Origin of the sequence: Enterobacter cloacae complex sp. CARB60, assembly GCF_036487345.1 — a bacterium.
Taxonomy (GTDB): Bacteria; Pseudomonadota; Gammaproteobacteria; order Enterobacterales; family Enterobacteriaceae; genus Enterobacter; species Enterobacter asburiae_D.
Map to the genome: position 1 here is coordinate 2,063,002 of NZ_JAZKLC010000002.1, position 14,287 is coordinate 2,077,288.

Annotated in this window: 11 protein-coding genes and 1 pseudogene; 9 read left to right on the forward strand and 3 right to left on the reverse strand. The window is 55.1% G+C overall.

The genetic code is table 11. From position 1 onward, the window contains the following. Positions 1-7: 7 nt before the first annotated feature. From V4835_RS10850 to V4835_RS10875, 6 genes and pseudogenes are all read left to right on the forward strand, one after another. Entirely contained in the window at positions 8-796 is a 789-nt protein-coding gene (locus tag V4835_RS10850) for a sugar phosphate isomerase/epimerase family protein (RefSeq protein ID WP_331412139.1), read from the forward strand. A gap of 11 nt (positions 797-807) precedes the next feature. Further along, complete coding sequence (locus V4835_RS10855; protein ID WP_331412140.1) at positions 808-1,866, forward strand: Gfo/Idh/MocA family protein; 1,059 nt, start codon at positions 808-810, stop codon at positions 1,864-1,866. Beyond that, a complete protein-coding gene (locus V4835_RS10860) occupies positions 1,860-4,139 on the forward strand; it encodes a glycoside hydrolase family 65 protein (RefSeq protein ID WP_331412141.1) in 2,280 nt (759 codons plus the stop codon). Before V4835_RS10855 ends, V4835_RS10860 begins: the two co-directional genes overlap by 7 nt. Beyond that, positions 4,129-4,793, forward strand: a pseudogene (gene pgmB / locus V4835_RS10865) (beta-phosphoglucomutase). The gene V4835_RS10860 and the pseudogene pgmB overlap by 11 nt, the downstream one beginning before the upstream one ends. Positions 4,794-4,806: 13 nt before the next feature. After that, the gene (locus V4835_RS10870) at positions 4,807-5,889 is read left to right on the forward strand and encodes an ABC transporter ATP-binding protein (protein ID WP_331412142.1); all 1,083 of its coding nucleotides are present in this window, start codon (positions 4,807-4,809) and stop codon (positions 5,887-5,889) included. 66 nt (positions 5,890-5,955) lie between these two features. After that, positions 5,956-6,870 (forward strand): OmpG family monomeric porin, encoded by a 915-nt coding sequence (locus V4835_RS10875; protein WP_331412143.1) that lies wholly within the window; start codon positions 5,956-5,958, stop codon positions 6,868-6,870. Positions 6,871-6,904: 34 nt separating this feature from the next. Here the strand turns inward: V4835_RS10875 and V4835_RS10880 are convergent, their stop codons facing one another. Beyond that, positions 6,905-7,915, reverse strand: a complete 1,011-nt coding sequence (locus V4835_RS10880; RefSeq protein WP_331412144.1) for a LacI family DNA-binding transcriptional regulator — start codon at positions 7,913-7,915, stop codon at positions 6,905-6,907. A 155-nt stretch (positions 7,916-8,070) separates the two neighbouring features. Here V4835_RS10880 and V4835_RS10885 point away from each other — a divergent pair, with 155 nt between their 5' ends. The 3 genes from V4835_RS10885 to tyrR all read left to right on the forward strand — a co-directional run bounded on the left by V4835_RS10885 (position 8,071) and on the right by tyrR (position 12,171). Then, positions 8,071-9,468 carry a YcjX family protein gene (locus V4835_RS10885; RefSeq protein WP_023312030.1) on the forward strand — a complete coding sequence of 466 codons (1,398 nt, stop codon included), beginning with the start codon at positions 8,071-8,073 and terminating at the stop codon, positions 9,466-9,468. Continuing rightward, the gene (locus tag V4835_RS10890) at positions 9,465-10,517 is read left to right on the forward strand and encodes a YcjF family protein (protein WP_331412145.1); all 1,053 of its coding nucleotides are present in this window, start codon (positions 9,465-9,467) and stop codon (positions 10,515-10,517) included. Before V4835_RS10885 ends, V4835_RS10890 begins: the two co-directional genes overlap by 4 nt. A gap of 112 nt (positions 10,518-10,629) precedes the next feature. Further along, positions 10,630-12,171, forward strand: coding sequence for a transcriptional regulator TyrR (gene tyrR / locus V4835_RS10895; RefSeq protein WP_023335909.1), 1,542 nt, complete (start codon positions 10,630-10,632; stop codon positions 12,169-12,171). A 37-nt stretch (positions 12,172-12,208) separates the two neighbouring features. Here tyrR and V4835_RS10900 read toward each other — a convergent pair whose 3' ends face one another. Then, positions 12,209-13,417, reverse strand: coding sequence for an aldose 1-epimerase family protein (locus V4835_RS10900; RefSeq protein WP_331412146.1), 1,209 nt, complete (start codon positions 13,415-13,417; stop codon positions 12,209-12,211). Between the two features lie 275 nt (positions 13,418-13,692). Continuing rightward, positions 13,693-14,199, reverse strand: coding sequence for a thiol peroxidase (gene tpx, locus V4835_RS10905; RefSeq protein WP_047348304.1), 507 nt, complete (start codon positions 14,197-14,199; stop codon positions 13,693-13,695). Positions 14,200-14,287: the final 88 nt, after the last annotated feature.

A 14,287-nucleotide genomic window follows, 5' to 3' on the forward strand; every position in this document is an offset into this window, starting at 1 on the left:
GCACATCATGAAAATCGCAACACAAAACCAGGCCTTTTTCCCAACCAACATCATGGAAAAATTCCAGTACATCAAAGCGATGGGTTTTGATGGCTATGAAATTGACGGCCGCCTGCTGGTGGAAAACCTCGACGACGTAAAAGCCGCTATCAAAGCCACCGGTCTGCCGGTGACGACGGCCTGCGGTGGATACGATGGCTGGATTGGCGACTTCATCGAAGAACGTCGTCTGAACGGGTTAAAGCAAATCGAGCGCATTCTGGAAGCGCTGGCTGAAGTAGGCGGCAAGGGCATTATCGTGCCTGCTGCCTGGGGAATGTTTACCTTCCGTCTGCCGCCAATGACCTCGCCGCGCAGCCTGGACGGCGATCGCAAAGCCGTAAGCGCCTCCCTGCGCTGGCTGGATGAGGTGGCGGCTCGCACCGGCACGACCGTCTACCTGGAGCCGCTGAACCGCTATCAGGATCATATGATCAACACCCTGGCTGACGCGCGCCGCTATATCGAAGAGAACGGCCTGAAGCACGTGCAGATCATCGGCGATTTCTATCATATGAACATCGAAGAAGACTCTCTGACGGATGCGCTGCATCAGCACCGCGATCTGCTGGGTCATGTGCACATTGCAGATAACCACCGCTATCAGCCTGGAAGCGGCAGCCTCGATTTTGCCAGCCTGTTCGAGCAGCTGCGTGCGGATAATTACCAGGGTTACGTAGTGTATGAGTGCCGTGTGCGCGCCGAGGATCCGGCTCAGGCATACCAGGACTCGCTCACTTATCTGCGTGAATGCTAAGGATGACGAGCGTGATGAGTGCTTCTACACCTTCGCCGCTGCGCGTCGCCATTATTGGTGCCGGGCAGGTCGCGGACAAAGTGCATGCCTCGTATTACGCCACGCGCAGTGATGTTCAGATGGTGGCTGTCATGGACAGCCGCCTTGAGCAGGCACAGGCGTTCGCGGAACGTTATGGTATTCCCTCTGTATGGCAGGATGCGCGAGAAATGTTCGAGGCGGTTAAGCCGGATGTGGTGAGCGTCTGTTCGCCTAACCGGTTCCATTTCGAGCACGTCATGGCCGCGCTTGAAGCGGGCTGCCACGTGATGTGTGAAAAACCACCTGCTATGACGCCGCAGGAGGCCGATCGGATGCGCATGGCCGCGCGCAAGGCGGGAAAAGTGCTGGCGTATGATTTTCACCATCGTTTTGCTCTCGATACGCAACTGCTGCGTGAGGCTGTGATGAAGGGCGCGCTGGGGGAAATTTATTACACCACGGCGCAGGCGCTACGGCGCTGCGGGGTTCCTGGCTGGGGCGTCTTTACCAACAAAGCGCTACAGGGCGGTGGGCCACTGATTGATATCGGCATCCATATGCTTGATGCCGCAATGTATGTTCTGGGGTTCCCGGCGGTAAAACGGGTGACCGCGCATAGCTTCCGGAAGCTGGGAAACCGTAAAAGTACCGGTCAGTTTGGCGAGTGGGATCCCACGCAGTTTACCGTGGAAGATGCCCTGTTTGGCACGATTGAATTCTGCAACGGTGGCCTTCTGCGTCTGGATACCTCCTTTGCGCTTAACATTCGCGAACAGTCCATCATGAACGTCGCATTCTGCGGTGAAAAGGCAGGGGCAACGCTGTTTCCGGCGCACGTCTATAACGACGAAGCCGGTGTTTTACAAACCCTTACCCAGCGCGAAGAGGCGGACGACCAACGCCACCTGCGCAGTATGGATGCCTTCGTGCGCCACGTGCAGGGAGAACCCGTCATGATCGCTGATGCGGAGCAGGGGCTGGTTATCCAGCAGCTTGTCGCCGCGCTGTATGAATCAGCAGAAACAGGGGAAAGCGTGACGTTATGCTAAACGTGTCTGTATTAACCGACCCGGGCTTTTGTCCACACAGCCTGAATAAATACGCCTCCATCATGGCCTGCGGTAATGGCTACATGGGGATCCGCGCTGCGCATGAAGAAGATTACACCCAGCAAACCCGAGGCATGTATCTTGCGGGTCTCTATCATCAGACGGGTCGTAACGAGACCACTGAGCTGATCAATCTGCCGGATGTCACCGGTATTGATGTTGAGCTGGATGGCGTCAATTTCACGCTCCTGTCAGGCGAAATTCTTGAGTGGCAGCGCGAGCTGGCGTTTGCCAATGGCGAACTTCGTCGCAGCGTCGTCTGGCGCTTGCCTGACGGAAAACGCTATCGTCTGGAAAGTCGTCGTTTTGTGTCGCTTGACCAGTTGCCCCTGGTGGCCATGCAGCTTTCGATCACACCGCTTGATGCCGCCACGCAGGCCGTGCTGAAAACCGGCATTGATGCAACGCAAACGAACAGCGGCAGACAGCATCTGGATGAAATGTCGGTCAGAGTGTTTGACCAGCAATACATGCAGGGCGTGTATGAAACGCAGGACCGTGCGTCAGAAATTGTTGTTTCGGCGTTTTGTCAGCTCTCTGCGAAGAGCGACAGCTGTTTCACCGCCAAAAATCGTCGTCTCAGCGTTCATCATGCGCTGAAAATTGCGAAGGGTGACACTGTCACGCTCGAGAAAATCGTCTGGGTGACGCATCGCAGTGATAAAGCACTGTCGCAGGCCTCTTTCGCTCGCAACGCGCTGGCCGACCTTAAGGTCTGTGCGGCAAGAGGCTACGACGCGTTGCTTGAGAGTTCATCGTATGCCTGGGAAGAGGTCTGGCGTAACGCTCGGGTGCAAGTGGACTCTACGGAGTATCAGGATCAGATGGCGCTGGATTACGCCGTCTGGCATTTGACGACCATGACGCCTGCCCATGATGAGCGAAGCAGTATCGCCGCCAAAGGGCTGACGGGCGAGGGGTATAAAGGCCACGTCTTCTGGGATACCGAAATTTTCCTGCTGCCTTTCCATCTCTTCACGCGTCCCCAAATCGCCCGTAGCCTGCTGCGTTATCGTTGGCTCAACCTGGCCGGTGCGCGGGAAAAAGCCCGTCGCAACGGCTGGCCCGGCGCGTTATTCCCATGGGAAAGCGCCGCCAGCGGGCTGGAAGAGACGCCGGAGTTCGCGGCGATCAACATCCGAACCGGCACGCGCCAGAGGGTGGCCTCCGCGCTGGCGGAACACCACATCGTGGCGGACATTGCCTGGGCCGTCGTCGCTTACTGGCAGGCGACGCACGATGATGCCTTTATGCGAAATGAAGGCCTGACTCTGCTGATGGAAACCGCTGCGTTCTGGATGGGACGCGCAACGGAAATGAATGGCCGTCTCGAAATCCATGACGTCATCGGACCGGACGAATACACCGAGCATGTGAACAACAACGCGTATACCAACTATCTGGCCTGGCATAACGTTGCCTGCGCTCGCCGGTTTATGGCGATGTTTGGGCGCGAGGATGACGGTTTTACGCAGAATGCCACACGGTTCCTGACGCGCTTATGGCTGCCGGAGGCCAATTCAGACGGTGTGATCCCGCAGGATGATACCTTCATGGCGAAACCTGCCATTGACCTGAGCCGCTATAAAGCGAAAGCGGGTAAGCAGACCATTCTGCTCGATTATTCCCGCGCGGAAGTCAACGAGATGCAGATCCTTAAGCAGGCTGATGTGGTGATGCTTACCTACCTGTTGCCGGAGCGGTTTACCCCGCAGCAATGTGCCGCCAATCTGGCGTTCTACGAGCCCCGCACGATCCATGACTCTTCACTGAGCAAGGCCATTCACGGCATTGTGACCGCCCGCTGTGGTGACACCGAGGGTGCCTACGCCTTCTGGCGTGATGGCGTCGCCATTGACCTTGGGGACGATCCGCACAGCTGCGATGACGGGATTCACGCCGCTGCGACCGGCGCGATCTGGTCCGGCGTCATTCAGGGCTTTGCCGGTATGCAGATTGTGGAAGGGGAGCTGCACCTTGCGCCCAGGTTGCCGGCCCACTGGCGAAGACTTGCTTTCCCCCTGCGCTGGCGGAACGCAACGCTGCATTTTACGTATGAAAACGAGGTTTTAACCATTGAAGCTTCGGCACCTGCCACGCTGACGCTGTGGGGCAAAACGCTTCACGTATCGGGGCATAAAGTTTGCGCCTATAAGGACTTTCTTGCATCTGTAAATGGGACCGCTACCACGGAGGTGCGCCATGACGCTTAAGGCTGTTGTATTCGATCTGGACGGTGTGATCACCGATACCGCACACCTCCATTTTTTGGCCTGGCGTGCAGTGGCGGAGGAGATCGGCATCACCTTCGACGACGTGTTTAACGAACAGCTGAAGGGCATTAGCCGTATGGATTCTCTTCAGCGCATCCTGAAGCATGGCGGGAAAGAGGGGATGTTTAGCGATGAGCAGCGCCTTGCGCTGGCGACGAAAAAAAACGCGCGCTATGTCCAGTCTCTGGCGTCACTGACGGAAGATTCACTGCTTCCCGGTATTCGCGACGTGCTGGCGGATATCCGTGCGGCGAACGTCAAAATTGGGCTCGCCTCCGTTTCCCTGAATGCCCCTGGCATATTGCGTGCCCTGGGCATTCAGCACGCTTTTGATTTTGTGCTGATGCTTCCCTGATTATCTGTTCGAAGCCGGACCCGGAGATCTTCCTCGCCGCCTGTGCAGGCCTGAATGTGCGTCCTGAAGAGGCCATTGGCATCGAAGATGCACCTGCAGGCGTTGAGGCGATTAACGCGGCGGGAATGCTATCGGTTGGGATTGGATCTGGCCTGAACCATGCGGGATTACAACTTCATTCAACGCGGGAACTGACCTGGAAATGCCTGACCGAGTTTTGGGCATCCCGGACGTATTGATAAGGAATTAACAATGGCTCAACTGTCTCTGAAACACATTCAGAAAATCTATGATAACCAGGTCCACGTGGTTAAGGATTTCAATCTCGAAATCGAAGACAAGGAGTTCATCGTCTTCGTCGGGCCTTCGGGCTGCGGTAAATCCACGACGCTGCGTATGATTGCCGGTCTGGAGGAGATCAGCGCGGGGGAACTGGTCATTGACGGGGTGTGCATGAATGACGTTCCCGCCAAGTCTCGCGATATTGCGATGGTGTTCCAGAACTATGCGCTTTATCCGCATATGACGGTCTACGACAACATGGCGTTTGGCCTGAAGATGCAAAAAATTGCGCCTGCGGTCATCGAAGAGCGCGTTAACTGGGCGGCACAGATCCTCGGATTACGTGAGTACCTCAAGCGTAAACCAGGCGCGCTGTCCGGCGGCCAGCGTCAGCGCGTGGCGTTAGGCAGGGCGATTGTGCGCGAAGCGGGCGTGTTCCTGATGGATGAACCGCTCTCCAACCTCGATGCCAAGCTTCGCGTGCAGATGCGGGCTGAAATCAGCAAGCTGCACCAGAAGCTTAACACCACGATGATTTACGTGACCCACGATCAGACGGAAGCCATGACGATGGCGACCCGCATCGTGATATTAAAAGACGGCATTATTCAGCAGGTCGGTGCCCCGAAGCAGGTCTATAACGAACCGGCAAACATGTTTGTCGCAGGGTTTATTGGATCGCCAGCCATGAATTTCATTCGCGGCGCTATCGACGACCGCTATTTCGTCACGGAAACGCTGCGGCTTGAGATCCCGGAAGACAAGCTCGCTTCACTGAATGCCGCAGGGTATCAGCGCAAAGCCGTGGTCTTTGGGATCCGCCCGGAAGATATTCTCACTCTTCAGAGCAGCGGTGAAAACATCGCGGCGAAAGTCAGCGTAGCCGAACTGACCGGCGCGGAGTTCATGCTCTACGCCACCGTTGGCGGTCATGAGCTGGTTGTTCGCGCTGGAGCTGCGAATGATTATGCCGCAGGGGATACTATCAGCATCCAGTTCGATATGAATAAGTGCCATTTCTTCGACGCTGAAACCGAAGCGGCTATTAGATAAGAAAGGTGTTCGCCGGAAATGCAAATTTCCGGTTTTTTTGTTTGTTACTTATAAAGGGAATAATTAATGAGTACTCTACTAAGAAGTGCTGCGCTCATGCTGTGCGCAGGGGTTAGCTGTGTACAAGCATCAGAATCAGCTAAACAATGGGAATTTAATATTGGCGCGATGTATGAAATCGAAAACGTTGAGGGGCAGGCCGACGATAAAGATGGATTATATGAACCTTCCGTGTGGTTTAATGCAACCTGGGATGCATGGACTATTTCGCTGGCGATGTATCAGGAGGGGCCGGTTGATTACAGCAGCATGACCCGTGGAACCTATTTTGACCGTCCTGAATTTGAATTACGCTATCGTTTTATCGGAACCGATGATTTTACTTTCGGTCTGACCGGTGGTTTCCGTAATTATGGTTATCACTTTAAAGATGAGCACGGTGCTAAAGACGGCAGCGCTAATATGCAGCGCTACAAAGTTCAGCCTGACTGGGATATTAAATTAACCGACGACTGGCGTTTTGGCGGCTGGTTTGCCATGTATCAGTTTGCTAACGATCTGGAAAAAACGGGTTATGCTGACAGCCGCGTCGAAACCGAAACGGGCTTTACCTGGACCATTAACGAAACCTTTGCGGCTAAAGTGAATTACTATTTAGAGCGCGGTTTCAATATGGACAGTTCCCGTAATAACGGCGAGTTTTCTACCCAGGAAATTCGTGCCTATCTGCCCATTTCGTTAGGCCAGACCACCCTGACGCCTTATACCCGCCTGGGGCTTGATCGCTGGTCGAACTGGGACTGGCAGGACGATCCTGAGCGTGAAGGACACGATTTCAATCGACTCGGTCTCCTCTACGCTTACGATTTCAACAATGGTTTATCCATGACGCTGGAATACGCCTATGAGTGGGAAAACCACGATGAAGGCGAAAGCGACCGCTTCCACTATGCGGGAGTTGGCGTAAACTACGCGTTCTGACCGACGTCATGCCAGGGGCAATATGCCCCTGGTTTTAGCGAAGGGAAGCAGCCAACAAAAAGTGGGTATCAACCAGCACTTTTTGCGGGGCGGGCTGACCGGCAATACGCCTGAAAAGCAGATCGCAGCTCTCTTCCCCCAGTTTTCGGGTGGGGATATCAAAGCCGCCAGGTGCGGGCGTTAAAATGAGAGACAGCATCGGGTCACTGTATCCGGCTATCACCACCTGCTCCGGGATCATCAGATTCAACTCATCCGCCGCACGATAGAGGCTCAGCAACTTCATGCTGTCGGTAGCAAATACCGCATCAGGCGGCGTGGGTGACGACAACAGTTCCAGAGCCGCAGTAAGCGCACTCTCATGGGTATAACCGCCATCCCTGATCCATTCCGGGTTAATGGCAATATGGTGCTTTTCCATACTGGATTTATAGCCCGCCAGGCGATCGATAGAAACATGATAATCAAGCGGCGCATGCAGACAGGCAATTTTTCGGCGACCGTTTTTTATAAAGGTTTCGGTCAGCGTGGCGCTGTCATGGAAATTATCCGTGTCGACGGAATAAATATTTTGATACTCACCTTCAACTTTGCCGATAACCACAACCGGTACGCCGTACGCATCCAGCGTGGTGAAAAAGGATTCATTTGCGGGTGAACTCAGCATAATGATCCCTTTGATCATCTTCTGTTTTATTTTACTCACACATTTGAGCAGATCGTCTTCGCTGCTTTTTGACGTTTGTAAAATAACATCAAACCCTTCTTCTTCCGCTTTTGCCGTAATGGCATGAAGAACATCGGAGAAAAAAGGATTACCGGCAGTGGTTTTTGTTGATCGGGTTGAAATAACCATAATGGCATCGAAGCCTGAAGAGGTCAGGGCGCGGGCCAGTTTGTTGGGCTGATAATTTAATTCGTCAATCGCCTTCAGCACTTTGTCACGTGCTTCGGGAGAAATATTCGTTTGTTTATTCAGAACGCGGGAAACGGTTGATTTCGATACGCCCGCAACCCGTGCGATATCATAGATGGTGGGTGACATACACCTTACTCACTCCGGACTGACAGCAATGTTGTTCATCTTACTGGAGAGAAAACGGCAATAGCAATAAATAAGAATTGATAATCAACGATCTGCCCCCATTTATTGTATTCTGAAGCCATGCATTCAAGGCTTCCAGGCAACGAAGGACGGCGATGAAGCGACTTAAAAACGAAATCAATTCACTGGTGAACCGTGGCGTTGACCGTCATCTGCGTCTGGCCGTGACGGGGCTGAGCCGCAGCGGTAAGACGGCGTTTATCACCGCGATGGTAAACCAGCTCCTGAACCTGCACGCCGGGGCGCGTCTGCCGTTGCTTAGCGCGGTGCGGGAAGAACGCCTGCTGGGCGTGAAGCGCGTCCCTCAGCGTGATTTTGGTATTCCACGCTTTACCTATGACGAAGGGCTGGCGCAGCTCTACGGCGATCCGCCCACGTGGCCGACGCCGACGCGAGGGGTCAGTGAAATTCGCCTCGCGCTGCGTTTTCGCTCGAATGAATCCCTGATGCGCCACTTCAAAGATACCTCCACGCTGTACCTGGAAATCGTCGATTACCCCGGCGAATGGCTACTCGACTTGCCGATGCTGGCGCAGGACTACCTCAGCTGGTCGCGGCAGATGACGGGGTTATTGCAGGGGCAGCGCGCCGGGTGGTCGGCCAAATGGCGACAGCTGTGCGAAGGCCTGGACCCGCTTGCCCCGGCCGATGAAAACCGTCTGGCGGCCATTGCCGAAGCCTGGACGGCGTATCTGCATCAGTGTAAGCAGGAAGGGTTGCACTTCATTCAGCCGGGTCGCTTTGTCCTGCCGGGTGATTTAGCAGGCGCCCCTGCGCTTCAGTTCTTCCCCTGGCCGGATGTGGATGGGGTGGGCGAGTCGAAGCTGGCGCAGGCCGACAGGCACACTAACGCCGGGATGCTGCGCGAGCGTTACAATTACTACTGTGAAAAAGTGGTCAAGGGATTTTATAAAAACCACTTTTTGCGATTTGACCGTCAGATTGTGCTGGTGGATTGTCTGCAGCCGCTCAATAGCGGGCCACAGGCATTCAACGATATGCGCCTTGCGCTGACGCAACTGATGCAAAGTTTTCACTACGGGCAGCGGACGCTGTTTCGCCGTCTGTTCTCTCCGGTGATCGACAAACTGCTCTTTGCGGCCACGAAGGCCGATCACGTCACGGTCGACCAGCATGCCAATATGGTATCGCTGCTGCAGCAGCTGGTGCAGGACGCCTGGCAAAACGCCGCCTTCGAAGGGATCGGCATGGATTGCCTTGGGCTCGCGTCCGTGCAGGCGACGCAAAGCGGGCTGATTGACCTTAACGGCGAGAAAATACCGGCATTACGCGGGAACCGGCTCAGCGACGGTGAACCGCTTACCGTGTATCCGGGCGAAGTGCCCGCGCGGCTGCCGGGGCAGGCCTTCTGGCAGAACCAGGGCTTCCAGTTTGAAGCCTTCCGCCCGCAGGCAATGAGCGTCGATCGGCCATTACCACACATCCGTCTGGATGCGGCGCTGGAGTTTTTGATTGGAGATAAATTGCGATGACGGAACCGTTAAAACCGCGCATAGACTTTACCGGAACGCTTGAGCAGGACCCTCAGGAGGCGTTCAAAACCGCGCAGACGTTCAGCGGCACGCAGGCTGATAACTTTGCCCCGGCCCTGACTGAGGAGCCGGGCGTCGAGGAAGGTCCGGCGGAGGCGGTTGTGGAAGCCGCTCTGCGTCCAAAACGCAGCCTGTGGCGCAAGATGGTCACCGCCGGTCTGGCGCTGTTTGGCGTAAGCGTGGTTGGGCAGGGCGTGCAGTGGACGATGAATGCCTGGCATACTCAGGACTGGGTCGCGCTGGGCGGATGTACCGCGGGCGCGCTAATTGTGGGGGCGGGCATCGGGTCGGTTGCCACCGAGTGGCGTCGGCTCTGGCGATTGCGCCAGCGGGCGCACGAGCGTGATGAAGCGCGGGATCTGCTCCACAGCCACGGCACCGGGAAAGGTCGCGCGTTCTGTGAAAAGCTGGCCAGCCAGGCCGGCATCGATCAGTCGCACCCGGCGCTTCAGCGCTGGTATGCCGCCATCCATGAAACCCAGAATGACCGGGAAGTGGTGACGCTCTACTCCCATATGGTTCAGCCGGTGCTGGATGCCCAGGCGCGACGCGAGATCGGCCGCTCTGCGGCTGAATCCACCCTGATGATTGCCGTCAGCCCGCTGGCGCTGGTCGATATGGCCTTTATCGCCTGGCGCAATCTGCGCCTGATCAACCGTATCGCGAACCTTTACGGCATTGAACTGGGTTACTACAGTCGGCTCAGACTGTTCAAACTGGTCCTGCTCAATATCGCGTTTGCCGGAGCGAGTGAACTGGTGCGCGAAGTGGGAATGGACTGGATGTCGCAGGATCTGGCGGCGCGTCTTTCTGCTCGTGCCGCTCAGGGTATCGGCGCGGGATTACTGACGGCGCGTTTGGGGATTAAAGCGATGGAGGTCTGCCGTCCGCTGCCGTGGATCGATGGCGATAAGCCCCGGCTGGGGGATTTCAGGCGTGAACTGATCGGCCAGCTCAAAGAGACGCTCAATAAAAAACCTGCTCCGTGAGGTTTTGTTCACTAATCGTGCTGGCTGTCAATATTTGTTGACAGCCATCTTCCGGATCACCGTGTTCTGACATATCATTTTACTGTTATTGGCTTAAAACGGTGAATTTCCCATGCGTCTTGAAGTCTTCTGTGAAGACCGTCTCGGTCTTACCCGCGAATTACTCGATCTTCTTGTTTTACGTAGCATTGATTTACGTGGCATTGAGATCGATCCTGTCGGGCGAATTTACCTCAATTTTGCCGAAATTGAATTTAATACCTTCAGCAGCCTGATGGCGGAAATCCGCCGTATCGCTGGCGTTACGGATGTACGCACCATTCCCTGGATGCCCTCTGAGCGTGAGCACCTGGCGCTGAGCGCGCTGCTGGAAGCCATGCCAGAGCCGTTCCTTTCCCTGGATTTGAAAAGCAAAGTTGAGCGCGTGAACCACGCCAGCTGCCAGCTTTTCGCGCAGAGCCAGGAGAAGCTCAGCAATCATAACGCCGCGCAGCTGATCCCCGGCTTTAACTTCCAGCGCTGGCTGGACAGCAATCCGCAGAACACGCTTAGCGAGCATGTGGTGATTAACGGGCAGAACTTCCTGATGGAGATCACGCCGGTCTATCTGAAAGGGGAAGGGAATACCCGCGTGCTGACCGGGGCGGTGATCATGCTGCGCTCGACGTTACGCATGGGCCGTCAGCTGCAGAACATTTCCAGCCAGGATGTTGGCGCCTTTAGCCAGATTATTGCCGTCAGCCCGAAAATGCGCCACGTGGTTGATCAGGCGCGCAAGCTCGCAAGCCTGACCGCGCCGCTGCTGATTACCGGGGACACCGGCACCGGTAAAGACCTGCTGGCTCACGCCGTGCATCTGGCGAGTCCGCGTGCGGCCAAGCCTTATCTGGCACTTAACTGCGCCTCTATTCCGGAAGATGCCGTTGAAAGCGAGCTGTTTGGCCACGCGCCGGAAGGCAAGAAAGGGTTCTTCGAGCAGGCTAACGGCGGCTCCGTGCTGCTGGACGAGATCGGCGAAATGTCGCCGCGTATGCAGGCTAAGCTGCTGCGTTTCCTGAACGACGGAACGTTCCGCCGCGTCGGTGAGGATCACGAAGTGCATGTGGACGTGCGCGTCATTTGCGCCACCCAGAAAAACCTGGTTGAACTGGTGCAAAAGGGGATCTTCCGCGAGGATCTCTATTACCGCCTCAACGTCCTGACGCTGAATATTCCCCCGCTGCGCGATTGTCCGCAGGACATCATGCCGCTAACGGAGCTGTTCGTCGCCCGCTTTGCCGACGAGCAAGGGGTGCCGCGTCCGAAGCTGTCTGCCGATCTCGGTACGGTGCTCATGCGCTACGGCTGGCCGGGCAACATTCGCCAGCTTAAAAACGCCGTCTATCGTGCGCTGACCCAGCTCGAAGGCTACGAACTGCGTCCGCAGGATATCCTGTTGCCTGATTACGACGCGGGGACGGTATCTGTCGGCGAAGAGGCGATGGAAGGTTCGCTGGATGATATTACCAGCCGTTTTGAGCGCTCGGTGCTGACGCAGCTGTACCGCAGCTATCCCAGCACCCGCAAGCTGGCAAAACGGCTTGGCGTCTCGCACACCGCGATCGCGAATAAGCTGCGTGAGTATGGTTTGAATCATAAGAAAGGTGACGAATAACAAAAAAGCCTCTGCAAAGAGGCTTTTTACTTTACGTTTATTCCTTCGCCAGAGGCGTGTTAACGATTTCTGTTTTTGTCTCTCCCTGAATCGACGCAATCCTGCTTTCCACGTCTTTCACCTGCTGCGGACTGTGCAGCAGGGTATAGGTCAGGTCAAACTGCGCGCTGGCACCGGGCTGCAGCTGCTTAACACGCTTCTGTTCGCGTTCAATTGTGACGGGGTAGGCGTAGCTGGTGCCTGGCTCAATGCCCGTGACGTACCCCTGCTTCAGCGTGTCGGTGTTCTTCCATAAGGTCAGCACGGGCAGCTGGCGGGTATCAAACTGGATTGACGCGCCTTTATCTCCGGCTTTATTGACCACCGCCGCGAGCGTTTCGTGGTTATTGTCCGCGAGTGGTTTAATGTTAAAGACCATCTCATCAAAGCCTTTTGTCGGCCCGGCATAGGTTTGCCAGTCGTTAACACCCGCTTTGGCGTAGTCATTAAATGGGCTCACGCTCACCGCCGGCGCAAGGAAGCGGGCGCCTTCTTCGAGGATCGGCGTGCCGAAGTTGCTGTGATAGATGATCTGGTAATCGTGCGGGTAATCTGCATGGTTTGTCAGAACATCGTGCAGGCTGAACTGGTTGCTTCCGGGAACGTAGCGCAGTTCGGTCATGGTTTGCAGATCCGCTTTTTTAAACGTGCTCTCTTTGATCAAACCCCGAACGCGGATCTCATGCGGGGCGGCATCCGCGATTTCAACCTCGACCTGCGAAACAGGGGTATTACCGGCCCTGCCGTGCAGGGTGTAAATTTGCCCGTCCGCGGTGACCGGGTGCCCGGTCCACTCATAGCCACAGCGCACCATCATCTCGTTGAAACCATCCAGCCAGCCGAGACCGTTGCGGCTTTCAAGATTGATATAAGCCGGATTAACGACCTCTTTGACGGGGGAATTCCAGCCCAGTCTGGTGCCAAAGCCTTCTACATGCAGAAGGTTCATCCCACGGGTTGGGCTCAGGGTGATGGTCAGGCCGTCTTTGCTGCTAATAATGATGACTTTGCTGCCTTCCTGTTTACCGCCGTGTAAGACTTTTTGCTCAATGCTGAACGTCCGATCGCTAACTTTCAGCTCATCACTGGAAATCTTCCAGTTTCCTTTCTCTACGCTGCTTTCAGCGCTTGTCAGCACCCAGGTTTTAGCCGCAGCATGGCCAGAAATCAGTACCGCAAGGAGCGTAAAAGCGAGTTTGATCTTCATATTTTATCCTTTTTGCTGAAACGATTATTTTCTTTCGTAAGCAAATCTAATGTTTAGGCAAAAAGGGAAATGTGATGAGCTTCACTGGGGATGAAAATAGGGGATTTTAACGATTATTATGCGTTCTTGATCACGGTAATGTTACATATTGCTTTTGTTATTGCATGATTAATGTGACTTATGAATATTTTAGCTTTAACGATTCAGCTTTGACGTAATAAAAAACCCCGCCGTGGCGAGGTTGAGAATTAGCTGTATAGAATGCTAAGTACTTATTATGCTTTCAGCACGTCCAGCGCGGCAGCGTAATCCGGCTCGGTGGTGATTTCGTTAACCAGTTCGCTGAAGACGACAGTGTCGTTTTCATCAAGAACCAGTACAGCACGTGCTGCCAGGCCTTTCAGTGGGCCTTCCGCGATGCTGACGCCGTATTTCTCGAGGAAATCTGCGCTGCGCAGGGTGGAGAGGGTAATCACGTTGCTCAGGCCTTCGGCACCGCAGAAACGGGACTGGGCAAACGGCAGGTCAGCGGAAATGCACAGCACAACGGTGTTGTCCATTTCAGTCGCCAGCTGGTTGAATTTACGCACGGATGCGGCACAAACGCCGGTATCAATGCTTGGGAAAATGTTCAGTACTTTGCGTTTACCCGCAAACTGAGCCAGTGTGACGTCAGACAGATCTTTAGCCACCAGAGTAAAAGCCTGCGCTTTGCTGCCAGCCTGCGGAATGGAACCTGCAACAGCAACCGGGTTGCCCTGGAAATGAACGAGTTGTGACATAGATATCTTCCTGTTTACATATAGTTAACGTCGTGGCTAGTGTATGCCATCAGCGGATAACACGGCAAACCAAATTTTTCGCCTTTCC

Coding starts and splice junctions, on each gene's coding strand:
- V4835_RS10850 (WP_331412139.1), top strand. CDS start 8: ATGAAAATCGCAACACAAAACCAGGCCTTTTTCCCAACCAACATCATG.
- V4835_RS10860 (WP_331412141.1), top strand. CDS start 1,860: ATGCTAAACGTGTCTGTATTAACCGACCCGGGCTTTTGTCCACACAGC.
- V4835_RS10870 (WP_331412142.1), top strand. CDS start 4,807: ATGGCTCAACTGTCTCTGAAACACATTCAGAAAATCTATGATAACCAG.
- V4835_RS10875 (WP_331412143.1), top strand. CDS start 5,956: ATGAGTACTCTACTAAGAAGTGCTGCGCTCATGCTGTGCGCAGGGGTT.
- V4835_RS10880 (WP_331412144.1), bottom strand. CDS start 7,915: ATGTCACCCACCATCTATGATATCGCACGGGTTGCGGGCGTATCGAAA.
- V4835_RS10885 (WP_023312030.1), top strand. CDS start 8,071: ATGAAGCGACTTAAAAACGAAATCAATTCACTGGTGAACCGTGGCGTT.
- V4835_RS10890 (WP_331412145.1), top strand. CDS start 9,465: ATGACGGAACCGTTAAAACCGCGCATAGACTTTACCGGAACGCTTGAG.
- tyrR (WP_023335909.1), top strand. CDS start 10,630: ATGCGTCTTGAAGTCTTCTGTGAAGACCGTCTCGGTCTTACCCGCGAA.
- V4835_RS10900 (WP_331412146.1), bottom strand. CDS start 13,417: ATGAAGATCAAACTCGCTTTTACGCTCCTTGCGGTACTGATTTCTGGC.
- tpx (WP_047348304.1), bottom strand. CDS start 14,199: ATGTCACAACTCGTTCATTTCCAGGGCAACCCGGTTGCTGTTGCAGGT.